The sequence below is a fragment of the Rhizobium sp. G187 genome (genome assembly GCF_051549525.1).
In the GTDB taxonomy this organism is placed as follows: Bacteria; Pseudomonadota; Alphaproteobacteria; order Rhizobiales; family Rhizobiaceae; genus Allorhizobium.
The window spans coordinates 676,521-700,350 of the sequence record NZ_JBPUGM010000003.1; the positions used below are offsets into that span (position 1 = coordinate 676,521).

Genomic DNA, 23,830 nt, shown 5'->3' on the forward strand with positions numbered 1-23,830 from the left:
AGATGAGCGAATTGACCGCAGGCCTGACCACGCTGCACGAAGCCGATATTGCCAAACACCTGACCATTGCCCAGGGGCTCGTCACCCGTTTCATCATGCTCGACAGCGGTGATGGCGAGGGTGCAGGCAGCGCCATTGCTGGCACGGGGCGGCGCTTCGTCTCGACCGTTTCGACGGGCGCGGTGCGCAAGACCCGCGAGGTCGAGCTTGTAAAGACCATCCAGGCAACGGGGCAGGGCGATCCGCTGATGACGCCTGCCCAGCATACGGTGCTTTACCGTATCAGGCGCGGCGTTCAGATTGCGCTTGCCGTCGGCGAGGTCTTTGCCCGCCAGACCGAGCTTGAGAGCCTGCAGGCCCGCAATATCACCGCCCCTTTGCAGGGCGAGGAGGCGGCCCGGTTCAAGGGGCTGCTAGCCTCGGCATCCTATGTCTGCGCCTTCGCCTTTTCAGCCTATCTGCTGGCAACGGTTGCGGGCGAGAGCGCGCAGCTTGACGGCTTGCGCGAGCCGGATTTCCTGTTCGATACGCCCCAGGACGGGTTGAAAAGTCTGATCGGCGGACTGGACGCAGCCTTGAAGGGGGCGGGCGACGACACGACGGTGATCGGCCGAAGCCGCGCCTTTGCCGAACTTGCGCTGCAGGGGCTGCTGACGCGCAAGGCCCGCTTCGAGCATCTCGGAGCCTTCGAGAACGCCCATATCCGCGTCGACCAGGATGACTTTACCCTTGATGGCTTCGACGCCGTGCCGAGCGCCAAATCCAAACCGCTGTCGATGAGCTTCAAGAAGCCTGAAGAGATCATCGGCAATCACATCGCCAAGTATCAGGCGCTGAAGCTTGCCAAGATGCTGATGGCCTATGATTTCGACCGGCAGATGAACCCCTTTGTCGAACTCGGCGGCTTTCTCTTCACCTTCATCGGCGATGGCATGCCGGGCACCGGCAAGACGATCCTGATCCAGATGCTGGCGGGTCTCTTGAACGACTATTGCCGGATGGCGGGTTACGCCTTCCATTACGAAAATTTCGGCGTCGATCAGATCTCGTCCTATCAGGGCAAGTCGGGCCAGAATGCCAAGAGTTTCGTCAACAACGTGCTCAACCCGCGCGTCATCGGCTTCGGCACGATCGACGACGTCGACCAGGTCACGGCCAGGCGCTCCGACGATCGGGCATCATCAGGCCAGCATGAGGTAACCGCCGTGCTGATGGAGAGCTTTGCCGGCGCCTCGACCGTCGTGCGCGGCAATGCCACCTTCGGCATGTTCTCCAACTATCCGGAAAATGTCGACGATGCGCTTCGCCAGCGCGCCGGCGCCCGGTGGCTGGTCGATGGACCGCAGACGCGCGAGGATTATATCGACATCTTCTCGCTGCTGGTCGGCAAGAACCACGACATTCCGCTGGGCGAGCATCAGCTCTTTGCCGGTCAGGAGATCCAGAAGGCGGTCAGCCGGTCCTATGGCGAGCACGACAGGCCGAAGGAAGAGGGGCTTGTGGCGGTCTGGGAGCGTCATGAAGCGGCGAACGGCAAGATCGAGACGCTGGCCGATGTCGGCGCCTATCTGCACGCAATCAAGCTTGCCGAGCCTCGCTTCACTGGCCGCGCCATCAAGAACATCACCGACGCCGTGAAGATGCGAGCCATGGATGTCGAGCTGCCCGATGCCTGGTTCGAGAGCCCTGATGTCTTCCTGCACAAGCCCTATGACGAGAAGAAAGCCATGATCTCCGAGCTGCGCGGCCCGGTAACGATGGCGATGATCCTGCAGGAGATCAACCGCTACGCCGACAGCGAATTCCGCTATGCCGACAAGTCGGATGAAGCGGCGGTCAACGAGATCATTCGACGGGAAAGGCAGCGGGAGCGGGCGATTGGCGAGATCGGGAGGCTGAAGGCGGAGGGGACGTGGTGAGCGGCTGATGTTGCGCTTGCCCCTCATCTGCCCTTCGGGCACCTTCTCCCCGTAAACGGGGAGAAGGCCTCGCCGCCGGCCGAGCGCTCCTCCCTCTCCCCGCTTGCGGGGAGAGCGTGGGGTGAGGGGCGATTGCAGAACGCCGAACGATCAGGCGAGGGGCACAAATGCGGGGTGCGAACCAGAGGAAGACGGCACGGGCCAGAAGCCTTCGGAAGGTAGAGAACGATGCCGAAGCTGCATTATGGCGTGAGTTGCGAGCGCGACGATTGGCGGGGCATAAGTTCGTCCGACAACGTCCGATCGTCCCCTATTTTTGCTGACTTCGCCTGCCGGGACGTGCTTCTGGTCGTGGAGGTGGACGGTAGCCAGCATGCCGACAGTGACTATGATGCGAAACGGAATGCCTTCATGAATGCGAACGGGTGGTCGGTGGTGAGATTTTGGAATGGGGACGTGCTGCAAGAGCGCGCAGCCCTCCTGGAAACGCTGGTTGCGATCCTGGGCGGCCGGCTGGTCGAAGCGTGTGTCCCTCCTGATCTCGTCTTCCTCCCGGCGGAGAACCCCACATGAACCGCCTCCTCGAAGCCGAACTCATCTACGGTCGCCTGCTCACCATTCGCGAACCGCATCTCGTCGCACGTTACAACAAGGCGCTCAGTGGCTTCGGGCTGCCTGAAACGAAGCTGGCCGAATTCGATATCGACATCACCGGCTTCTCGCCGCAGATCGCGGCGGAATTTGGCGATCCGGACTATCTCGATCCGAAGAAGGTCAACCGGCGCTTCATCATTTTGACGCCGGAACAGAACGAACTGCCGGTCGTGCATACCAGCTTTTCCAACACGGCCGGCCTGATGCACGAGTTCTTTGCCGCCAATCTCAGGGCGATCCATGCGATCACGCTGAAGGATACGCTCTATGGTGAGATCGAGGACAGTGTCGCGGAAGTGCTGACGCTGGAGCACCTGCTTTCGATCAACGAGGTCACGTTCAAGGTCCTGTCGGCGGAGGATCTGCTCGGCAAGGCGGGTGAGTTGCGTCGGCTGTGCGATCAGTTGGCCACGAGTGCGACCGCCTGGCGTGACGATGCTATGCTCAACCGGATGGTGGCGCTGGCCAGCGAGGCCGGCGACATCAGGCAGAATACGCTGGTGCCGGACAAGCTGGTGTTTCGCCATGACGCCTTCTGGGCCGACCATTTCGGCGGGGTCTTCGTCTTTGTCGACGAGAAGATCACCACCGTTATCTGTGATCCCGAGGCGCCTGGCTTCCGGCGGTCGCGGCCCTGGCAAGTCAGCTATATCTCGATCCACGACAGCGCGCAGGTCTTCGATTTCCTCGCCCGTACCGGACGGATCGAACTGCCGCGTGCGACCTGGGTGGAGGCGTCCGGCCTTCTTGCACACCGCGCCGAAATGGTGCTGCTCTCCGTCGCCTCGCGACTTGATCCGGTGCCGAATTTCACCCGTGTCGATCCGGTCCGGTTGCAGACCCTGCAGCATGGTCAGGCACGGGCGATCACCGAACATGGCGTGTATCCCGTGCTTCAGGAGGCGCTTCGCACGCTGCATAAGACCGGGGGGCTCCGCATTGCCGATGTCGAGCCGCGCTATCGTCCGTGGCTAGTCAGGGCGCTGCCGTCACATGCCGATCAGTGGCTGACAAACCGGTTGATCGCCCATCTGACGGCGGAGGATTTCGTCTCCCGCTTTGTCTTCGACAAGCAGGGCTTCTACCGAACTTATGACGATTATCCCGAGGCTTACCGGGATTATGTTGTATCGCGCCTGAAGGCGACTTATCTGCAGGATAAACCGGGCTTTCGAAACCGCCTCTATGGACTAGGAGATCAGCATGCTTGATCCGATCATCGCGTTTTTCCAGCGCATCTTTGCCGCCATCGGGCGCGGTGTCGGCATGGGCGTGGCCTGGCTGCTCTGGCCATTTCTTGCCGCCCATGGCTGGTATCGCGATCGGACCTGGATCGTCCGCGGCCCGATCCTCGCCTTCCTGGTGCTGCTCGTCGTCTTCTACGGCTCGTTCTTCTATCGCACGCAGGTCTGGCACGGTTTCGACCCTGCCTTCGTTCAGGCCTACAAGTTTGACGAACGGACCGTGCCGGCAGGGGCAGCCTTGCCCGATCAGACCGATCGTTGCCAGGATTCGGCCGTTGTCATGATGAGTGCAACGCTTACCGACCAGAACGTCAACCAGAACAGCTGGGTCTCCTCGACGCTTGCCTACAAGCTCGGCTTCTTTGGTCTCGATTGGGACAACACGCCTTTCATGGATAACAAGGCTTCGTTCCAGCGTGGCGTCAATCAGGTCGTGCGCCGGACCGGCATCCAGCTTGCGGACAATCTCGGCCGCGTTCGTGGAACCTCCGGCATCAACAATGACCTGCAGGATGCGCGCGGCAATATCCAGTTCGACGAAAGCACCTGGTATTTCGGCACAGACCCCTTCGGCTTCAAGACGCCGACGCCGAGCTATTACCGCGCTGCCGTCGAGAGCTGGAACCGCTTCAATACGTCTCTGGCCAGCTGTGATGCCATCTTCGACACGCGCTCGGACAATCTGCTGCAGCTGCTGGATGGCATGGCAAGCGATCTTGGCAATACATCCGACATCCTGCGTCGCCGCTCGGAAGAGTTCAATGCCGGCTGGTTCGACACCCGCGCGGATGATCGGTTCTGGTTCGCCTATGGCCAGCTCTATGCCCAGTATGCGCTTCTGCAGGCGACACGGGCCGATTTCGGCAATGTCATCCGCGAGCGTAATCTCACCACCATCTGGACGGAGATGGAGCGGCAGCTGCAGTCGGCCCTTCGGGTACAGCCGGCGATCATTTCCAATGGCAGCGAGGATGGCTGGATCATGCCAACGCATCTGGCGACGATGGGATTCTACATCCTGCGCGTTCGCTCCAACATGGTGGAAATCCAGAGCATCCTCGATCGTTGACGAGACCTGACGGAAACAAAAAAACAAAGCCCGGTCGCAATGCCGGGCTTTTTGTTTGTTCGCAAGGATCGAGCTGCGGGCTTGGTTGGCCGGCAGATCAGGTGATGATCTTCATCCGGATGGCCTTGGCCACAAGCTGCGTGCGGTTGACGCAATCCAGCTTGCGGATGGCATTTGTCATGTAGGCGTTGACGGTGTGATCCGAGAGCGACAGGATCTGGCCGATTTCCAGCGAGGTTTTGCCCTGCGCCGTCCAGCGAACGACTTCCAGTTCCCGTGCCGACAGAACATTGACGTTGCTGGCGGTGCGGCGCAGCCGGTCAAAGACGTCGAAGGCCTGGGTGCTCAGCATGGACAATTCGTTGATTTCGGTCTGTGTCGGGACCGAACGGTCGCCGTCATAGCGGACGATAAAGCGGCCGCCGTCGAGCGCGTTGAGCGAAAACAGCACGCCGGAGCGCATCTTGAAGCGGCGAAACAGAGCGATGAAAGAGGCCGGGCATTCGAAGCTCGGTGTCTCGCCCTCGCGCCCGACATCCCAGGTCGTCCACATGATCGACCGGGCGAGATGGGCCACCGTCGGGCAGAGGCGGAGAAACTCCATACGATCGAACTCGTTGCTGAACTCGCTCGGCAGTGTCGTCTCTCGCACGAGCGGCGAAAAATGCCGGTCCTGCAGCGTGGGAGCGTTAGCAAGCGTGACGTACTCGAAGCCATATTCCAGGGCTGCGCGCCGCCAAGTCTCCAGCAGTTCAGGTCGGCTCTGACAACTGCCGATACCCTCGCTCAAGAGCGTCTGTCGTTCTAGCAACATGTTTGCAATTTCGAAAGTTGACAGGAAAAAGAGAGTTTCCGACACATATAACAGCCGGGGCGAAATGCCAGCACTTTTTAGTGATGGTAGCGCATTAATATGATTAATTTCTGACCGGTGCCAGTTAAAAAGTCACACACGCTCCGATTTGATCCGATGGCTTATCCTGCAACCGTTTCAGCGATCCTGACTGCAGTTTTGATGGGTAAGTGATCGTTTGCCTCGAGGGACTCTCTTGGCGACGGTGGAGCCGTCCTTTCGGGCGGCTCTTGCCTGCCGGTGGGCCCAGGCTTCACGCGGGAGACTTACGTCTTGTCTTCGTATCCGCCCTTCTTCTTGCCGTTCATCATGACCTCGAGATAGCCCAGCATCACGGCCGAGACGACGAAAGCCAGGTGAATAAGGGTCAACCACATCAGCTTGCTGTCTGTGTACTGGTTGGCGTTGAGGAAAACCTGGAGCAGATGGATGGAGGAAATCGCCACGATCGACGATGCGACCTTGATCTTGAGGCTGCCGGCATCGAGCTTGCCGAGGAAGGAGACCTGATCGTCCGCTTCGTCAAAGCGGCTGACAAAGTTCTCATAGCCGGAGATCATCACCATGACGATCAGGCTGGCAACGAGTGCGGCATCGATCAGTGCGAGCATGGCGAGGATCATCTCGAAGTCCTCGTAGACGAAGACATTTTGAGCGATCTTCAGGAACTTGTAGCCGAAGGACAGCGCGTAAACGGCAAGCGCTGCAACAAGCCCGAGATAGAAGGCCACCAGGATCCAGCGGCTCGACAGGATGATCTTCTCGATCAACAATTCCAGTGACTTCATGGCAATCCTCGCAATGCGGCCTATGGCGTCGCAGATAACGCCTTCCGGTGACGAGAACAAGACACAAGACGGTGGGTGAGGCGCAAATTCCTTGCATATTCAAGGGCTCACTGCGGATGCTTCAAGCGTCCTTGCTCTCGAGAACTGCGCCATCATGCCTGGGTTGCGCAGAATTTCAATTCATGGTCGGCGTTCTTGCATCGTCGGTACCGGGTCTGGTGGAAAAGGCAGCGCGGCCCTTGCCTTGCGACTTCCGGCGGCAGATGCTTCTGCGACACACAATGAGGCGCAAGCGACATGACAACCGACATTGATATCGCCCGTGCAGCGAACAAGCGGCCCATTCAGGAAATCGGTTGTCGGCTCGGTATTCCGGCAGAAAGCCTCATCCCCTTTGGTCATGACAAGGCGAAGATCTCGGCGGGCTTCATCCGCAGCCTCTCCGAGCGGACAGATGGCAAGCTGATCCTTGTCACTGCGATCAACCCGACACCGGCCGGCGAGGGCAAGACCACGACTACGGTCGGACTTGGCGATGGCCTCAACCGCATCGGCAAGCGGGCGGTGATCTGCATCCGCGAGCCCTCGCTCGGCCCCTGTTTCGGGGTCAAGGGCGGGGCGGCCGGTGGCGGCCATGCCCAGGTCGTGCCGATGGAGGAGATCAACCTGCATTTCACCGGTGATTTCCACGCCATCACCTCGGCGCATAACCTGCTGTCAGCGCTGATCGACAACCATGTCTATTGGGGCAATGAGCTGAACCTCGATACACGCCGCATCACCTGGCGGCGGGTGATGGACATGAACGACCGGGCTCTGCGCCAGGTGGTGACGGCGCTTGGCGGTGCCTCGAACGGCTTTCCGCGCGAAGCCGGCTTCGATATCACCGTGGCCTCGGAAATCATGGCGATCCTCTGCCTTGCGACCGACCTTGAGGATCTGGAGCGCCGCCTCGGCGCGATTATCATCGGATACCGGCGTGACAAAAGTCCCGTCTTTGCCCGCGATCTGAAAGCGGACGGCGCCATGGCGGTGCTTCTCAAGGAGGCGCTGCAGCCCAATCTCGTCCAGACGCTCGAAAACAATCCGGCGCTGGTGCATGGCGGACCCTTTGCCAATATCGCGCATGGCTGCAATTCGGTGATCGCGACCAAGACGGCGCTGAAGCTCGGTGATTATGTGGTGACCGAAGCCGGCTTCGGCGCGGATCTCGGGGCGGAGAAGTTCTTTGACATCAAATGCCGCAAGGCGGGCCTGACGCCGGCTGCCGTCGTGCTTGTCGCCACCGTTCGGGCGCTGAAGATGAATGGCGGGATCGCCAAGGAGGATCTGGCGCTTGAAAATGTCGAGGCGGTGAAGCGCGGCGCCGTCAATCTTGCCCGACATCTCGAAAATCTCGGCAAGTTCGGCGTTCCCGCCGTTGTCGCGATCAACCATTTCACCGGCGACAGCGATGCCGAGATCGATGCAGTCAAGGCCGTGGCCGCAGGCCTTGGGGCCGAGGCGCATGTCTGCCGCCACTGGGCGAAGGGGTCCGCCGGCATCACCGATCTTGCCGAGGCCGTGGTGCGGCTTGCCGATGGCAAGGCCGATTTCCGCCCGCTCTATCCGGATGCCATGCCGCTCTTCTCCAAGATCGAGCGGATCGCCACCGAGATCTACCGGGCCGGCGAGGTGACGGCGGAGAAGGCCGTGCGCGACCAGCTGCTCGACTGGGAGCATCAGGGCTACGGCGACCTGCCGGTCTGCATGGCGAAGACGCAATATTCCTTCTCGACCGATCCGTCGCTGCGCGGCGCACCCGAAGGCCATAGCGTGCATGTGCGCGAAGTGCGGCTTTCGGCCGGCGCCGGCTTTGTCGTGGCGATCACCGGCGAGATCATGACCATGCCGGGCCTGCCGCGTGTGCCGTCATCGGAGAAGATCCGGCTCAATGCGGACGGCGCGGTCGAGGGGCTTTTCTAGGTTCTGTACCCCCTAATTTCTGTGGTATTTTTGTCATAATCACGCGAGTGTTAAATCATGATCAAAAGAATCATGTTTTATATCTTGACGATCATAATCATGTTTTATAGGCCGTGATTACGGCGGAATTTCTCCCCCGATCCGTTTTGAAACCACATCACTGGCCAACCTGCATCCTGTTTTGGGGTGTCGGACTGCATTTCTATGGCCTCCGAAAGGATATTCGCATGGGCTCCCGGTCTCTCAGACCCTTCCTGCTCGCCTGCACCGCGCTTGCTGTCGTGACCCCGACCACACTCGCCTTCGCCCAGAGCGCCACCCCGGCCGCCTCATCCGCTGCTGCGGAGGGCGAAACGCAACTGCAGACCATCGTCGTCAGGGGCAAACGTGTGCCGGCGGGCTCGGTCGCGGACACGCCGCTGGCGACGACGACGACAAGACAAACGCTTGATAAGAAGCAGGTGGATGATGTTGATGATCTGGGTAATACGGTAGAGCCGAGTGTTACCTATGTTCGCCAGTCCAAGAGCGTCAACATTCGCGGGCTTGAGGCTGATCGCGTTTTGACGACTATTGACGGCATTCCAGTCCCGTATTTCTTCGATACCGTTTATAACTACGGCGGGGGCGCTGACACCTACGACTTCACTTCGCTTTCGTCCGTGGATGTGCTGCACAGTGCCGATTCCAGCCGCGCTGGTTCGGGTGCTCTTGGTGGAGCCCTTTTGCTGAATACTCTTGAGCCGGACGATCTCTTGTCGGATGGCGCCACTTTCGGAGGTATCGGAAAACTTAGCTACGACGGCTCGGACCGGTCCTTCACGGCGTCTGGCGCGGTTGCCAAGAAGGTCGAAAATACCTCGGTCATGTTCCAGACATCCTACAAGAAGGGGCATGAGACTGAAACAAAGGGTGATGTCGGTGGCACCCGTAGCACGCGCACCGAAGCCGACCCGATGGATTACAGCCAGCGCAATTATCTCTTCAAAGTGCGTCAGGAGCTCGAGGGTGGCCACAAGGTGGGGCTCACAGCCGAGCACTTTGGTTATGATAGCCGGAAGGACTATCTTTCTTCCACAACCTACGGAACAACCTACCGTGCAGGAGACTATGACCTGGTCCAGGAAAAGGACCGCGACCGCCTGTCTCTCGACTACGAATACGAAGCGACTGGCGATGACAGCCTGATTGATCGGGCGGCCGCGACTGTTTATTGGCAGCGATCCGCAAGGACCGAGGGGCAAGAGTCCTACCGACAGATCGCGCCAATAGGCGACTATGATCGTCTCATGGAAAGCGAGCAGCGCGATATTGGCTTCTCTGGTTATGCCAATTCAGATTTCTCGACGGGCAATCTTCATCACCAACTCACCGTCGGTGCCGATTTCCGATTCACACAAAGTAGCTACTATCTGGCGGGCCGGGACAGTTGCTCTGTCACCTATGTGCCTGGTTGCGCCTACTACCACACCAATCAGTCCTATTCGCCTGATGTAAATTCTTACAGGTTCGGCGCTTTTGCAGAGGACAAAATCGCGCTGGGGGATAGCGCATTTTCGGTGACGCCTGGTTTGCGTTTTGACTGGTACAAGGAAGACCCGCAGGCGACGGACACCTATGATGGTACGATGCCGGAAGGTCAGAGCGGAACCCATCTTTCGCCGAAGTTGCGCGCCGCCTGGCAGGTTCGTCCCGATGTCGAGCTCTATGCGCAATTTGTGACAGCTTTCAAGTCGCCGAATGCCTACCAGCTCTATGTCGACTACGACAATGCGCCGCTCTATCGCTCGATCGGAAACCCGGACCTGAAGCCCGAAAGCAGCTGGGGCTTCGATGTCGGTGCCAATCTTGGCGACGAGGAATTTGGTGGGCGTGTCAGCGCTTTCAGCACGCGCTACAAGAATTTCATCGACACGTCGGACATCATCGCGACGCCGGGTTATGCGCTCGGTTCCTATCAATTCATCAATCGCGATAATGTCCGCATCAGCGGCGTCGAGCTGGAGGCACACAAGACCTTCTCAAGTGGCTTTAATCTGCACGGGACACTGGCTTATGCGCGTGGCACCGATCTGGACAGTGATGAACTGCTCGCATCGGTTCCCCCGCTCAAGGCAATTGTCGGACTAGGCTACGAGCAGGAAACCTGGGGGACGGATCTGAGCCTGGTCGCCGCTGCCGCCGTTTCGGATGACTCGGCTGCGCTGACCAAGCCTGCCGGTTACGGCGTGCTCAATCTCACCGGCTGGTGGGAACCTGAACAGGCCAAGGGATTGCGTATCCAGGCTGGCGTCTACAACATGTTCGACAAGAAGTACTTCGATGCCCTTGAAGTGAAGAATGTTGCCAGCGCTACAGACCTGTATTCCGAGGCCGGCCGCACCTTCAAGATTTCCATCTCGCAGAAATTTTAAACCGAACACCCGCCTCCACCGCCTGCGGCGGCGTCCCAACCGGGGCGCCGCCGTTTTTGCGTTTTACCGGCAATAGCGGAACCCGCTCTTTCGCTCGATGACATCCAAGTGCATGTGGTCCTGATGGGTGGCGTCGCTGCCGGGGGAGAGCACGGTGGTGAAATAGAGGCAAGCGAGCGCATTGAAGGCGCGCTGGAAGGCGGCCTCGGCCGTGCCGTCGTCCTGTCTGGCGATCATCACCGGTTCCTCGGTCTCGCCGAAGCGCAAGCCGGCAATGTCGATGGCATTGCCGAAGGCGTGTTCTGAGGTCTTGCCGGTCTCGGCACTGTTGCGGTTGCGGCAGACATAACCGGAGGCCTGGATTAAGCCGCTGAGGGGGGGCTTGTCGGGGAAGGCGGTTTTTGCGGCCGGCCTCAGCATGTCGCGGGTCATGCGGGCAAGCTGGAGGGCCGTCTCGCAGCGGATGGTCGCCTCCGGCTGCAGGCTGACATCCGGCAGCACGGCTTCCACTTCGACCGGCCTGTCCATCCCGCAACTCGCCTCGTCGTCGATGCGGGGCAATTCGCGGAACCGGGCCCCGATCGACCTCAGCTCCGCCACGCAGGCGGCGTAGCTGGCCGGGTCTTCCGGTGCAGGTGCTTCGGACTGTCCCTGTTTTGCCGCCATGCTGCCGCCAAGGTCGGCGTCCTTGGCGGGGTGGTCTCGCTCTTCCCGCACAGTCTCTTCCTGTGCCTCAGGCTGTTCCGGTGCCTCTGGCTGTTCGCCCTCCTTGTCGGCAACCGGCTTTTGAGGCGGGACCGGCGGCTGGTCGGGCGAGGCGGTCGGCTCTGCCTGGACGCGTGGATCCGGCTGTGGTTCGGGACCTTTTTCCGGAAGGCTCGCACCCACCGAGAAGGTCAGAATTGTCAACACGATCAAGAGTCTGTGCATTCATCCGTTCCTGGTTCGACCCAAGAGGAACGGATGAATGCAGTTTTAGTTCGGTCGTGGTATGGCGCAGGTGAGGGCGATCCGTATGTCCCGCGTCAACCGGCACGCAATCGTGCGACCTGCGGATTGCTGTTATCCCTCTCTGTTTGTGTCACCGCATCCACCCGGTCTCGAACTTTGTGGCGGCGGTTGAAGACAAACTGACCAACCAGGCGGACGAGCTCGCGCACTTCATCGCCGAGTGCATGGGTGGCGGCAGAGGTTTCTTCGACCATGCCGGCATTCTGTTGGGTCAGCTGATCCATCTGGTTCACCGCGACATTGATTTCGGCAATTCCTGCCGATTGTTCGATGGCCGCTGCGGTTACCGCCTCGATATCCTCGTTTATCGCCTGGATGCTGGCTTCAATGGCGCGTAGGGCCGTGCCGGTATCGTTGACCAGTGTTACGCCCACCGACACCTCGCGCGTTGATTGATCGATCAAGGCGCTGATCTCGCGCGCGGCATTGGCGGAGCGTTGCGCGAGGTCCCGGACTTCCTGCGCAACGACTGCGAAGCCCTTCCCGGCATCTCCGGCTCGGGCCGCCTCGACGCCGGCGTTCAGCGCCAGAAGATTGGTCTGGAAGGCAATCTGGTCGATCACGTCGGTGATGCTGGCAATGCTCGCCGACGCCGCCTCGATGCGTCGCATGGCCTCGACGGCATCATGCACCACATGGGTCGACTTCTCGACATTGACCTTGGCTTCACGCGTCATGTTGCGCGTGCCGGTCAGCCGGCTTGAGGAGGCTCGAATGGTGCCGGAGACTTCTTCAAGGGCAGCGGCTGTCTCCTCAAGGGCTGCGGCTTGCTGCTCGGTGCGCTTTGCCAGTTGGTCGGATGCCTGTTGCAAGGCATTCGAACTGTTGTCGATCTCGTTCGACTTGTCGAGGACCAGGCCCATGGTGTCCTGGAACACGGCGAGCGATTTATTGAAATCATGGCGAAGCTGTTCGAATTCCGGCTGGAAGGGCTCATCCAGCGTGTAACGGATGTTGAACTTCGACAGGCGTTCGAGACCGGCTCCGAGGTCGTCGACGACCTTCTGCAGGCTGCGGGACTGGTGTTCCTGTTCGCTGAGGCGGGCTGCCCGATCACGTTCGATGTGCTGCTGCTGGCGGCGGTTGTCGTTTTCAATTTTGATCTTGTCGATGCCCGCCTGTCGGAAGACCGCCACCGAACGGGCCATGTCGCCCACTTCGTCCTTGCGCGCGGTGAAGGGCACATCTGCATCGAGCGCGCCGCTTGCCAGTGTCTTCATCTGGGCCGACAGGGCCTCGAGCGGGGTGATGGCAAGACGTCGGAAAACCAGAAGTCCACCGATCAATGCAAGGATCGCTGAGGACGCGGCGGCAAGAGCGATCTTTGAATAGAGGCTGATTGTCTGACGGGCATGGGCTTCGCTTTGCGAGAGAAACGCCGTTGCCGCTTTCACCAGATCCTGCACGGCGGCCTTCTGGGTCTGAAATTGTGTACGCAGTTTGGTGATGGCGAGCAGGCGCGCGGCACCGTCGCCGCTTGCCAGTGCCGGTAGATAGGCGCTGTCCATGGTGCTCCAGAAGGCGTCGCTCGCAGTGCCGACCTCTCCCTTGATCAGGGTCTTCAATTCGGCCGGAAGGTCAGTATCGCGCCAGACCTGCATGCGCTCTTCGTATTGCGTCCGCAAGGTGCGGATCTGTTCGGTGTTTTCGCTGGCGAGCTTCGCATCCAGCGCCGTTTCGCTGGCCAAAAGATAGGCTTCGACCAGGAACATCGGTGGAGGCAGGATGTCGGCGACGAGGTCCTTGCCGTGGATGATCTCAACATATTCCGGTCCCTCGATCTTCACCGTCTTCAAGGTGTAAGCCATCACGGCAAGGGCCGTGAGAAATGCCGTGGCCACAAAAAGACCGAAGGCGAAAAGTCCGCGCGAAAGTGTCAGTTGCATGAAAACTCTCCGATCCTCACCAGGGTCGCACGGCCCCGCTTTCCGGTTGCGCGCATTTTACCCTATATCGGCATAGGTTTGTTAGATAGTGCTTAATGACAATAGTCTAAATTGATGACCTGTAATGCCTTGCGCCAGCCCGAGGGCGGGGCGGAAATCGTGCTTGCGCGTTGCGCCGCATCGGGCTATCACATCGCCCATGAAGATCGTATCGAAGACCTTTGCTTGGTGGTGGGCACGCTAACGCGGCCTTGACCAGTCATGTCTTCAGAGGATTGACCCCAAAGCCGCCCGGAAACTTTCCTGAGGCGGCTTTTTTGTATTCAAGGCCCGCTCATCAGGCGGGCCTCGAAGAATGGAGAAGGACAGACATGTCGACGATTTTGCAGGAAGACGGCTCGGAAGCCTATCAGACGCGCGGCGGCGTGACCGTTTCACGCAAGCGGCGGCCGACTTCCTATGCCGACGCGATTTCGACCTATGTCGACAAGCTCGACGAGCGGCGCGGCGCGGTCTTCTCCTCCAACTATGAATATCCGGGTCGCTATACCCGCTGGGATACGGCCATTGTCGATCCGCCGCTCGGCATTTCCTCCTTCTGCCGCAAGGTCTGGATCGAGGCCTATAATGGTCGCGGCGAGGCGCTGCTTGCGATGATCGCCGACCGGCTTTCGACCGTCGAGGATCTGGCGCTCGGCGCTCGCACCGCGACCCGCCTCGACCTCGATGTCAAGCCGCCGTCACGTGTCTTCACCGAGGAAGAGCGCTCGAAGATCCCGACGGTGTTCACGGTGCTGCGCGCTGTCACCGATCTGTTCTATTCCGAGGAAGATTCGGCCATCGGCCTGTTCGGCGCCTTCGGCTATGATCTCGCCTTCCAGTTCGACGCCATCGACCTCAAGCTCACCCGCCCCGATGATCAGCGCGACATGGTGCTTTTCCTGCCGGACGAGATCCTGGTCGTTGACCACTATTCCGCCAAGGCCTGGATCGACCGCTACGATTTCACCAAGGGCGATGCGACGACAATCGGACAGGCGCAGGAGATCGCGCCTGAACCTTTCCAGCACACCGACACGATCCCGCCCCGTGGTGATCATCGGCCTGGCGAATATGCCGAACTGGTGGTGAAGGCCAAGGAAAGCTTCCGCAAGGGTGATCTGTTCGAGGTGGTGCCGGGCCAGAAGTTCATGGAACGCTGCGATTCGAAGCCCTCGCAGATCTCCAAGCGGCTGAAGGAAATCAATCCCTCTCCCTATTCGTTCTTCATCAATCTCGGAAACCAGGAGTATCTCGTCGGCGCCTCGCCGGAGATGTTCGTGCGGGTCAATGGTCGCCGCATCGAGACCTGCCCGATCTCGGGCACGATCAAGCGCGGTGCCGATCCGATCGAGGATTCGGCCCAGATCCTCAAGCTCCTCAACTCCAAAAAGGACGAGAGCGAGCTCACCATGTGCTCGGACGTTGACCGCAACGACAAGTCCCGCGTCTGCGAGCCGGGCTCGGTCAAGGTCATCGGCCGCCGCCAGATCGAGATGTATTCGCGCCTTATCCACACGGTCGATCACATCGAAGGCCGCCTGCGTGACGGCATGGACGCCTTTGACGGCTTCCTCAGCCACGCCTGGGCGGTCACCGTGACCGGTGCGCCGAAACTCTGGGCCATGCGCTTCATTGAGAAGCATGAGAAGAGCCCGCGCGCCTGGTATGGCGGCGCCGTCGGCATGGTCGGCTTCAATGGCGACATGAATACGGGGCTGACGCTCCGCACCGTGCGCATCAAGGACGGCATTGCCGAAGTCCGCGCTGGTGCGACGCTGTTGAACGACAGCGACCCGCAGGAAGAAGAAGCCGAAACCGAACTGAAGGCCTCCGCCATGATTGCAGCGATCCGCGACGCCAAGAGCGGCAACGATGCCTCCTCGCATCGCGGGGTGGCCCGGGTGGGTGAGGGGATCAACATCCTGCTCGTCGACCACGAAGACAGTTTTGTCCACACGCTCGCCAACTATTTCCGCCAGACGGGTGCGACGGTAAACACGGTGCGCACGCCGGTGCCGGAAGAGATTTTTGACCGCCTCAATCCCGATCTCGTCGTCCTTTCGCCCGGTCCCGGCTCGCCGACGGATTTCGACTGCAAGGCGACGATCAAGAAGGCGCGCGCCCGCAACCTGCCGATCTTCGGCGTATGCCTGGGTCTCCAGGCGCTCGCCGAAGCCTATGGCGGAGAACTGCGCCAGCTGGCGGTTCCCATGCATGGCAAGCCGTCGCGCATCCGCGTGCTCGAACCCGGCCTTGTCTTCTCAGGGCTCGGCAAGGAAGTGACGGTCGGTCGCTACCACTCGATCTTCGCCGATCCGGCAACGCTGCCGCGCGATTTCATGATCACGGCAGAGAGCGAAGACGGCACGATCATGGGCATCGAGCACACCAAGGAACCGGTCGCCGCCGTGCAGTTCCACCCGGAATCGATCATGACACTCGGCGGCGACGCCGGCATGCGCATGATCGAGAATGTCGTGGCGCATCTGGCAAAACGGGCGAAGGTGAAGGCGGCGTAAGGAAATAGGCGAGGCGCGGCTCGAAACGGTCGCGCCTATGCGCTCAGATATCCTCTTGCCAATCTTCCCGGCCATGGCGAACACGAACGATCAGCACGCCGGCGTCGTCGATCAGGTAGATCACCAAGTGTGCCCTGTCGCGCTGAACCCGCATCGGTGGAGATAGTTCGCGTCTCTCCCGTGCCATCTCAGGCGTCAATCCAATCAGACCGAAAAGATCGAATAGGCCGTTGTGATATGTTTGGGCTTGCCGAATGCCCCAGGTACGGATGCCGATCTCGGCAATCTCGATGACGTCGGCTTCCGCTGCTCGTGTCAGCCGATAGGTCATTCTCAGCCGCCACTCGCTGTCCTTGCTTGCTGACGAGCGGTTTCGAATAGCTCGTCAGCTGTCCGTTCCCCCACGCCACTGGCCAAACCGGCCTTCACCGCTGTCTGCATGGCTGCAATCTTCGCCGACCGTTCCTGATCCCGGCGGATCAGATCCGACACGTAGTCACTGGAATCTGCGAATTCGCCGCTTTGCGTCTTGCGACTGATCCACTCTGTCAGATTGTCAGGGATCGCGATGGTGATCGTCGACATGGTCGTCTCCGTGCCTCTCAGGGTTCAGTATCCCAAAGCGGCGAAGACTCTGCAAGGTTCCTCGGGCCGGTCCACTCTCGTGCGGTCCCCGATGTCTCGTTTGACACTCTCGACACGATGTCTCATCCTTTGACGCAGGCTGAACCAGAACTTGATCCGATGAACAAAATCATTCTGACCACCGAAATCGATGCCGGCCTCAATCAGGCGCTGGAAGAAATCGCGCGTTTCGACAACCGAACCGCTCCCGATCTCGCTGATCAGGCGATCCGCAATCTGGTTGACGAGCGCGTGGCAACGCGCGAGCTTTTGCACCACGGTCTTCAGCTGGTTTGATGCAGGTGACGTTAAAGCTGTCGACAGCGGCGAGGTTCATGACTGGCTGCTGTCCGATCAGGACGATTTTCCGGCGGCGCGCTGAAGGGCATGCGTCTCCGCGACCTGCCGACTGCCGAACCCGGCCTTCGATGGATGCGCAGTTACTACAAGAGCCATCCACAACTTGATATCGCTGCAGTGTCTGCGGCTTTGAGGACGGCGGAACGGACCATCATTGCCCATCCTGACAATGCCGCATGTTTCGAGGATTTCGAACGCGTCAGGGAGTATCATATTCGTGGCACACCCTTTGCGCTTCTCCACACTGTCACGCCGGATCAGATCCTGATCATCGACGTTCGCGATACCCGCGGACAGCGCAGCGCAGACGTTCTTCGAAAATTCCTCGCTGGCATCTGAAGGCCATCGCCCCCCTGTGCACACCCCATCTCCCGCCTTGACCTTTCCTCAACCCTCCTGCATTACCCTGCCCATCGAACCGAACCGCCCGCTTTGCCGGGCGGTTTCGTCGTTTTTGGAATTGCGTCTGCAATTCACTCGCATCTGCAGGGAAGAAGGCCATGGTGGCGCGGCAAGACAATTTGGTAGAGAAGCTCGCCTTCTGGGGCATTCCGCTCGCTTTTGGCGTCATGGGGCTGAAGCTTCTCGCCTGGTGGGTGACGGGCTCGGTGGCGCTTCTGTCCGACGGGCTGGAATCGACCGTTAACGTCATTGCGGCCTTTATCGCCTACTTCGTCATTCGCTATGCGCAAAAGCCCGCCGATGACGACCATCCTTACGGCCATCACAAGGCGGAATATCTGTCCGCGGTTCTGGAAGGCGTGCTGATTGTTGTTGCCGCACTCCTCATCATCCGTGAGGCGATCCCGGCGCTGAGTGCGCCTGCCTTGCCGGATGCTCCCTATCTCGGCCTTGCCATCAATGCGCTCGCTGCCGTGATCAACGCGGCCTGGGCGGCCCTTCTGATCAGGGTCGGCCGCAGCCATCGCTCGCCGGCGCTGCTCGCCGATGGGCACCACATCATGTCGGATGTTGTGACCTCCGGTGGCGTGTTGGTCGGCCTCGTTCTGGTGCTTGTCACCGGCTATGCCATCCTCGATCCGGTTCTGGCCATTCTGGTGGCGCTCAATATCATCTGGCAGGGTTGGAAGGTCATCTCGCATTCTGTCGACGGGCTGATGGACAAGGCGGTGGAGCCGGAAGAATTTGCCGCGATCAAGAAGGCGATTGCGGAGAATGCCGAAGGTTCGCTTGGCGTCCACTATCTGCGCACCCGTCGCGGTGGTGCCGCCACCTTTGCCGCCTTTGACCTGGTGGTGCCGTCGACGATGACGGTGCGCGATGCGCATGTGATCTGCGATCGGCTGGAAATGGCCGTGCACAATGCCGTACCCGGCACCCGGGTGACCATCCATGTCGAGCCGGAAAATGAAATGGCGCATGGCGCCGCTGTCGAGATCTGAAGGAGCCGATGATGAGCAAGACAGACACATCCGGGCTGACCCAGCTTGGCCAGGCCGTGGAGGCCCCCACCAGTCCGGAAGCCGCGGTCCTTGAGCGCGTGCCGAATGGCAATGCCGGCACGGATTATGTCGTGCGCTTCACAGCCCCCGAATTCACCTCGCTCTGCCCGATGACCGGCCAGCCGGATTTCGCCCATATCGTCATCGATTACATCCCGGGCGACTGGCTGGTGGAATCGAAATCGCTGAAGCTCTTCCTCTTTGCCTTCCGCAATCACGGCGCCTTCCACGAGGATTGCTCGGTCTATATCGCCAAGCGCATCGTCGATTTGCTCGATCCCAAGTGGCTGCGCATCGGTGCCTACTGGTATCCGCGCGGCGGCATTCCGATCGATGTCTTCTGGCAGACCGGCGAGCCGCCGAAGGGTGTGTGGCTGCCGGAGCAGGGGGTCGCGACCTATCGCGGCCGCGGGTAAGCGCACCGCCGCTGCGTGACAGACCTCAATCTCTGCGTTAGCATTTTGCTGGTTTCACGCGTCAGCGGAGTGCGCATATGCCGATATTCGTCGCCGTCTATACCATGGAGCCCGAGGCCCTGATTGCCTTTCGCAAGATGCCGAAAGCCGATCAGGAGGCGATCGATGCCGAGGGCCTGTCGCAGTGGGAAGACTGGGAGAAGCGCAATGCGGCCTTCCTGAGAAGCCCAAGTGTGATGGTCGGCAAGACGACGCGGATCACCCGCGCGGGGATTGGGCCCGGCCAGAACACGTTCTGCGGTTATGTGCTCGTCGAAGCCGAGACGGCGGAAGAGGCGGCCCGCCTCTTCGCTGACCATCCGCATATTGGCATCTTTCCCGGTGACGGTGTCGACATCATGCCTGTTGTCACCGAACCGCCGGCCTGACATGCGGCGACCGTTTGCAGACGAGAAAACGCCGATCTCGCCGCACTTAAAGCGTCTGGGCCGCGCTGATCGATGATACGAAGCGCTTCGTGCGCTCGCGCTGCGGATCGCGGAAGATCTGTTCGGCATTGCCGGTCTCCACGATCTGCCCGGCTTCGAGGAACACCACCTGATGAGCGATCTTCGAGGCGAGACGCAGGTCGTGGGTGGCAATCACCATGGTCGTGCCTTCGTCGGCAAGCTTGCTCAGCACGTCCACCACTTCGCCTGCCAGTTCCGGATCAAGCGCCGAGGTCGGCTCGTCGCAGAGCAGCACCTTGGGTGAGGGGGCGAGCGCCCGGGCAATCGCCACGCGCTGCTGCTGGCCGCCGGAAAGTTCGGCCGGCCAGGCGTCTGCCTTGTGCGCCATGCCGACCTTGGTCAGCAGTTCGATGGCGCGGGTCTTGGCCTTCTCACGCGGCCATTTCTGCACCGTGATCAGGCCTTCGATGACATTCTCGATTGCCGTGCGATGCGGGAAGAGCTGGAAATTCTGGAAGACCATGCCGGTCTCGCAGCGGACCTTCTGGATCTCGGCAAAGGCAATCTTGCGACCGGGCTGAAACTCGATCCTCGCATCGCCAATCTGCACGGCACCCGAGGTCGGCTGCTCCAGCAAGTTGATCGAGCGCAGCAGCGTGCTTTTTCCCCCGCCGGAGGGGCCGACGAGCGCCGTTACGCTGCCTTCCGGCACGGTGAGCGAGATATCGTTGAGGATGGTCGCCTCGCCGAAGCGCTTGATGATGTGGGAAAGCGTGATCATCTGTTGGCCTCCAGCATGCCGCCATAGCGGCCGAAACGGGTCTCCAGCCGCGCCTGCAGGTTGGAGAGCACGGAGCTCAGCGCGAGATAGATCAGCGCTGCCTCGATATAGAGGATCAGCGGTTCATAGGTGGTGGCGACGATGCGCTGCGCCGACTGGAAGAGTTCCGGCACGGTGATGGCGGCGGCGAGCGACGTGTCCTTGACCAGCGAAATGAAGGTGTTCGACAATGGCGGCACGGCAACGCGGGCGGCCTGCGGCAGGATGGTGCGGATCATCGCCTGGCGCCAGCTCATGCCCGTCGAATAGGCCGCCTCCCACTGACCCTTCGGCACGGAAGAGATCGCCGCACGGATGATCTCGGAGGTGTAGGCGCCGACATTGAGCGTGAAGCCGATCAGGGCTGCCGGGAAGGCATCGAGCAGGATGCCAATGCTCGGCAGACCGTAGAAGATGACGAAAAGCTGCACCAGAAGCGGCGTGCCACGGATGACCCAGACATAGAAGCGTGCCACCAGCACCAGCGGCTTCGGGCCGAAGAGCCGCGCCACCGCCGTTGCAAGCCCAAGCGTAATGCCGAAGGCGAAGGCGAGAATGGTCAGCGGAATGGTGAACTTCACGCCAGCCCAGAGCAGGGTCGGCAGCGAGTCGAGCATGAGTTGAAGCCAGTGCGGCATGGACGTGTCCTTGGGAGCGCGGACGGAAACGGAAGACAGCAGAGGCGGGAGGGGCCTCTGCTGCGATCTCACATATAGACCTATGAAGGGACAGGCGACAGGCAAGGTGGCTGCCTTCGAATTTCGGGGTGCAGCCGCCCTTGCCATCTCCCTTTTCGAGGGAGGATGAGCCTTACTTCGAGACGTCCTGGCCGAAATACTTGTCAGCGATCGCCTTGTAGGTGCCGTCGGCCTTGATGTCCGTCAGCGCCTGGTTGATCGCGGCCACCAGTTCGGCGTCGCCCTTGCGAACGATGATGCCGGAAGCATCGGCCTCTGCCTTTTCAGCGGCGATCTTCACCGGGGCGTCGGGCTTCTGCTTCTTGAAGTCGAGGAAGGACAGGCTGTCATTGATGGTCGCATCGGCGCGGCCGGTCAGCACCAGCTGGATCGACTGGTCGAAACCATCGGTGCCAACCAGTTGGGCACCCGCAGCTTCGGCGATCTTGCCGAAGTTGCTGGACAGCGACTGCGCCGACGTCTTGCCCTTCAAGTCTTCAAAGCTCTTGATGTCTTCATTGCCTTCCTTGACCACCAGAACTGCCTTGGAGACGATGTAGGGGTCGGAGAAATCATACTTCTGCTTGCGCGCTTCGGTGATGCCGACCTGGTTGATGACGGCGTCATAGCGGTTGGCGTCGAGACCGGCGATCAGGCCATCCCATTTGCCTTCGACGAATTCGGCCTTCACGCCAAGCTTGGCTGCAACCGCTTCGCCAATTTCGACATCGAAACCAACCAGCTTGTTGTCTGCATCATGGAAGGTGAAGGGCGCATAGGTGCCTTCAGTGCCGATCTTGATCACGCCGGCGGCCTTGATCTGGTCGAGGTTCTCGCCAGCCATGGCCGGGGCGAGGGCCAGGGTCTGCAGGGCTGCCGCTGTTGCGAGTGTTTTGAGCCAGTTCATCGGTCTTCCTTTCGTATCGCTTTCGGATGCTCTTCATTTCGCAGAAAGTAGGTGCGGATGGAGGAGAGAAAAGAGCAAATAAAATGGGCAAATGAGAATATTTTGCTCATTCCGCTGCGGGCTCTTCCGGCAAGGCTCTGCGCGTTGTCGCGCAATGCGCTGTTGCAGCAGGCTCACCCGCGTGGTTTTCAACCCAGCATCTGAAGGTCGATGCGACCTGTCCTGCGTGAGGCGAGTCGAGCGAATTTATCACGCCATTTTTGGGGGATTTTTCGCCGCGAGTCGGGTTGCCGCGCGGTAATTCCTGCCAACCGCCTGACTCGTCAAGGAAATTTTTGCGATGTTTCACCTCATTTGTCATCCTTAAGAACATGTTAATTCGCGGTAGACCGCGAGTGCAATCTGTGATTATACTTCAGCTCAAGTGCGGATGGCGCCCGTCAATAAATATAGAACCATAATAATGGTGCCTTTTGTAACTTATAGCAATGTCATTCTCATCTATGTTGAGTCTCCGGTTCGTATTGTCCGGTGAGCGTTCGAGTTTTGTTATCAAAACAGTTCGGAGGGGTCTGAAAGGATCTTTTGACCGAATGAAAGTTCTGGCGAATTGTTTCGCTGGAAGAGCTGCTCTGCGTCTTCAATCAAGCCAATCTGACTACGAGGCGGGTTTGGATGAGGATTGATGTCGGAGCGACATGTAAAACAGAGGAGATAATCATGAAAACTATTCTCGCAGCATCTCTCATCGCACTCATGTCGTCATCAGCCGTGTTTGCCTGGGAAAGTGCAGACATCGAACAGCTGGTTGGTGGTGTGCAGGAGGCTTTGAACGAAATCGATGACGTCACGTCGGCGGTCGGAGTCACTCAGGAGGCCGTCAATGCGGCCAATCTGGTGTCGCTGGTTGATGCTGGTGGGCTGGATGAGATTGCGCAGGGCTCGTGGCTTGAGCAGGATGCGGAGAACAGCATCGACTCCGGCGGAAGCTATATGTGGTGGAGTTGGCATCCCGACTATGCGGTGATCAAGGATGTTACTCAGAGCGCCACCAATGTGGCCAATTCCGTATCGCTCGGCACCGATGTGGTCGACACTCCGGAAGGAGCTCTGTACCTTGATAAGATCAAGCAGGGCGCCTTTGTCGACCAATATGCGACGAACGACATAGAAACCGCCTATACCGTCGAAGACGTCAGTCAGTCGGCCGTGAATGCTGCCAATCTGATTTCTTCCGATGTGGCCACGGAGGATCTCTACAAGGTCAAACAGTTCGCTGTGGGTGACCAGGATGCCTACAATACCATCGTGTTCAAGAAATCCATCGATGGCAATGCGACGGAAGTCGTGGGTGAGGCGACTGTGGTGATCCCGTCGACGCAAGACGCGACAAATGTGGTCAACAGTGTGAGTGTCCAGAGCGTAAGTAAAACACTGGCCCAGTTTTCGGCTGTCGAGCAAGACGCGAAGAATGTCGCCGATTCCGTCGGTTCCAACTCCAATGTCTGGGACTTTAATCAAACGGCTGTGAATGCCACCAATCTTGTTTCGATTGGTGCGATCAACGACACCCTCGACATCAGTCAGGTCGCCTTTGCCTCGCAGGAAGCATCCAACTTGCTTGATGCCAATGGCACGGTCGAGCAGGTGGTGCAGAGCGCAACCAATGTTGCCAACTCGATTGGCAGCCTGGATTGATCCAGTGCCGGCCAGGCCGACGCGTCGGCCTGGCCTTTCTCCCCGTGTTGTG

21 protein-coding genes and 1 pseudogene are annotated in these 23,830 nt (G+C 59.8%); 13 read left to right on the forward strand and 9 right to left on the reverse strand.

What is annotated here, in order from left to right; genetic code table 11:
- The first annotated feature begins 2 nt into the window (after positions 1-2).
- From ACSV9I_RS12415 to ACSV9I_RS12430, 4 genes and pseudogenes are all read left to right on the forward strand, one after another.
- Positions 3-1,919 carry an AAA family ATPase gene (locus tag ACSV9I_RS12415; protein ID WP_438329106.1) on the forward strand — a complete coding sequence of 639 codons (1,917 nt, stop codon included), beginning with the start codon at positions 3-5 and terminating at the stop codon, positions 1,917-1,919.
- Positions 1,920-2,086: 167 nt separating this feature from the next.
- Positions 2,087-2,492, forward strand: a pseudogene (locus tag ACSV9I_RS12420) (endonuclease domain-containing protein).
- Positions 2,489-3,784 carry a DUF6638 family protein gene (locus tag ACSV9I_RS12425; protein ID WP_438329107.1) on the forward strand — a complete coding sequence of 432 codons (1,296 nt, stop codon included), beginning with the start codon at positions 2,489-2,491 and terminating at the stop codon, positions 3,782-3,784. The pseudogene ACSV9I_RS12420 and the gene ACSV9I_RS12425 overlap by 4 nt, the downstream one beginning before the upstream one ends.
- Positions 3,777-4,886, forward strand: a complete 1,110-nt coding sequence (locus ACSV9I_RS12430) for a DUF2333 family protein (RefSeq protein ID WP_438329108.1) — start codon at positions 3,777-3,779, stop codon at positions 4,884-4,886. Before ACSV9I_RS12425 ends, ACSV9I_RS12430 begins: the two co-directional genes overlap by 8 nt.
- Before the next feature lie 97 nt (positions 4,887-4,983).
- On the opposite strand, the gene ACSV9I_RS12435 is transcribed toward ACSV9I_RS12430, so the two are convergent.
- Together ACSV9I_RS12435 and ACSV9I_RS12440 are read right to left on the reverse strand one after the other, a co-directional pair.
- Positions 4,984-5,700 (reverse strand): helix-turn-helix transcriptional regulator, encoded by a 717-nt coding sequence (locus ACSV9I_RS12435; RefSeq protein WP_245281401.1) that lies wholly within the window; start codon positions 5,698-5,700, stop codon positions 4,984-4,986.
- A 305-nt stretch (positions 5,701-6,005) separates the two neighbouring features.
- Positions 6,006-6,527: a TIGR00645 family protein gene (locus ACSV9I_RS12440; RefSeq protein WP_082352428.1), complete on the reverse strand. Its 522-nt coding sequence runs from the start codon at positions 6,525-6,527 to the stop codon at positions 6,006-6,008.
- A gap of 297 nt (positions 6,528-6,824) precedes the next feature.
- Between ACSV9I_RS12440 and ACSV9I_RS12445 the strand changes: the two genes are divergently transcribed.
- Entirely contained in the window at positions 6,825-8,492 is a 1,668-nt protein-coding gene (locus ACSV9I_RS12445; protein ID WP_438329109.1) for a formate--tetrahydrofolate ligase, read from the forward strand.
- A 227-nt stretch (positions 8,493-8,719) separates the two neighbouring features.
- Complete coding sequence (locus ACSV9I_RS12450; protein WP_438329110.1) at positions 8,720-10,906, forward strand: TonB-dependent hemoglobin/transferrin/lactoferrin family receptor; 2,187 nt, start codon at positions 8,720-8,722, stop codon at positions 10,904-10,906.
- Between the two features lie 63 nt (positions 10,907-10,969).
- Here ACSV9I_RS12450 and ACSV9I_RS12455 read toward each other — a convergent pair whose 3' ends face one another.
- Together ACSV9I_RS12455 and ACSV9I_RS12460 are read right to left on the reverse strand one after the other, a co-directional pair.
- On the reverse strand, positions 10,970-11,836 hold the full coding sequence (locus ACSV9I_RS12455; RefSeq protein WP_438329111.1) for an extensin-like domain-containing protein: 867 nt from the start codon (positions 11,834-11,836) through the stop codon (positions 10,970-10,972).
- Between the two features lie 95 nt (positions 11,837-11,931).
- Positions 11,932-13,803 (reverse strand): methyl-accepting chemotaxis protein, encoded by a 1,872-nt coding sequence (locus ACSV9I_RS12460; RefSeq protein WP_438329112.1) that lies wholly within the window; start codon positions 13,801-13,803, stop codon positions 11,932-11,934.
- 371 nt (positions 13,804-14,174) lie between these two features.
- Between ACSV9I_RS12460 and ACSV9I_RS12465 the strand changes: the two genes are divergently transcribed.
- A complete protein-coding gene (locus ACSV9I_RS12465; protein ID WP_438329113.1) occupies positions 14,175-16,364 on the forward strand; it encodes an anthranilate synthase in 2,190 nt (729 codons plus the stop codon).
- A 43-nt stretch (positions 16,365-16,407) separates the two neighbouring features.
- On the opposite strand, the gene ACSV9I_RS12470 is transcribed toward ACSV9I_RS12465, so the two are convergent.
- Both ACSV9I_RS12470 and ACSV9I_RS12475 read right to left on the reverse strand, forming a co-directional pair.
- On the reverse strand, positions 16,408-16,695 hold the full coding sequence (locus ACSV9I_RS12470) for a type II toxin-antitoxin system RelE/ParE family toxin (RefSeq protein ID WP_438329114.1): 288 nt from the start codon (positions 16,693-16,695) through the stop codon (positions 16,408-16,410).
- A gap of 2 nt (positions 16,696-16,697) precedes the next feature.
- Positions 16,698-16,949, reverse strand: a complete 252-nt coding sequence (locus ACSV9I_RS12475) for a type II toxin-antitoxin system ParD family antitoxin (RefSeq protein ID WP_438329115.1) — start codon at positions 16,947-16,949, stop codon at positions 16,698-16,700.
- Between the two features lie 159 nt (positions 16,950-17,108).
- Here ACSV9I_RS12475 and ACSV9I_RS12480 point away from each other — a divergent pair, with 159 nt between their 5' ends.
- The 5 genes from ACSV9I_RS12480 to ACSV9I_RS12500 all read left to right on the forward strand — a co-directional run bounded on the left by ACSV9I_RS12480 (position 17,109) and on the right by ACSV9I_RS12500 (position 19,655).
- Positions 17,109-17,285 carry a hypothetical protein gene (locus tag ACSV9I_RS12480; protein WP_438329116.1) on the forward strand — a complete coding sequence of 59 codons (177 nt, stop codon included), beginning with the start codon at positions 17,109-17,111 and terminating at the stop codon, positions 17,283-17,285.
- A gap of 90 nt (positions 17,286-17,375) precedes the next feature.
- A complete protein-coding gene (locus tag ACSV9I_RS12485; protein ID WP_438329117.1) occupies positions 17,376-17,687 on the forward strand; it encodes a hypothetical protein in 312 nt (103 codons plus the stop codon).
- A gap of 161 nt (positions 17,688-17,848) precedes the next feature.
- A complete protein-coding gene (locus ACSV9I_RS12490) occupies positions 17,849-18,751 on the forward strand; it encodes a cation diffusion facilitator family transporter (RefSeq protein ID WP_438329118.1) in 903 nt (300 codons plus the stop codon).
- Between the two features lie 11 nt (positions 18,752-18,762).
- The gene (gene queF / locus ACSV9I_RS12495; protein ID WP_054157425.1) at positions 18,763-19,227 is read left to right on the forward strand and encodes a preQ(1) synthase; all 465 of its coding nucleotides are present in this window, start codon (positions 18,763-18,765) and stop codon (positions 19,225-19,227) included.
- A gap of 77 nt (positions 19,228-19,304) precedes the next feature.
- Positions 19,305-19,655: a hypothetical protein gene (locus ACSV9I_RS12500; protein ID WP_438329119.1), complete on the forward strand. Its 351-nt coding sequence runs from the start codon at positions 19,305-19,307 to the stop codon at positions 19,653-19,655.
- A 46-nt stretch (positions 19,656-19,701) separates the two neighbouring features.
- Here ACSV9I_RS12500 and ACSV9I_RS12505 read toward each other — a convergent pair whose 3' ends face one another.
- From ACSV9I_RS12505 to ACSV9I_RS12515, 3 genes are all read right to left on the reverse strand, one after another.
- Complete coding sequence (locus ACSV9I_RS12505) at positions 19,702-20,457, reverse strand: amino acid ABC transporter ATP-binding protein (RefSeq protein WP_438329120.1); 756 nt, start codon at positions 20,455-20,457, stop codon at positions 19,702-19,704.
- Complete coding sequence (locus tag ACSV9I_RS12510; protein ID WP_054157344.1) at positions 20,454-21,134, reverse strand: amino acid ABC transporter permease; 681 nt, start codon at positions 21,132-21,134, stop codon at positions 20,454-20,456. The genes ACSV9I_RS12505 and ACSV9I_RS12510 overlap by 4 nt, the downstream gene beginning before the upstream one ends.
- A gap of 172 nt (positions 21,135-21,306) precedes the next feature.
- Positions 21,307-22,080 (reverse strand): amino acid ABC transporter substrate-binding protein, encoded by a 774-nt coding sequence (locus ACSV9I_RS12515; RefSeq protein ID WP_438329121.1) that lies wholly within the window; start codon positions 22,078-22,080, stop codon positions 21,307-21,309.
- A gap of 720 nt (positions 22,081-22,800) precedes the next feature.
- On the opposite strand from ACSV9I_RS12515, the gene ACSV9I_RS12520 reads away from it, so the two are divergent.
- The gene (locus ACSV9I_RS12520) at positions 22,801-23,778 is read left to right on the forward strand and encodes a hypothetical protein (RefSeq protein WP_438329122.1); all 978 of its coding nucleotides are present in this window, start codon (positions 22,801-22,803) and stop codon (positions 23,776-23,778) included.
- The last annotated feature ends 52 nt before the right edge of the window (positions 23,779-23,830 follow it).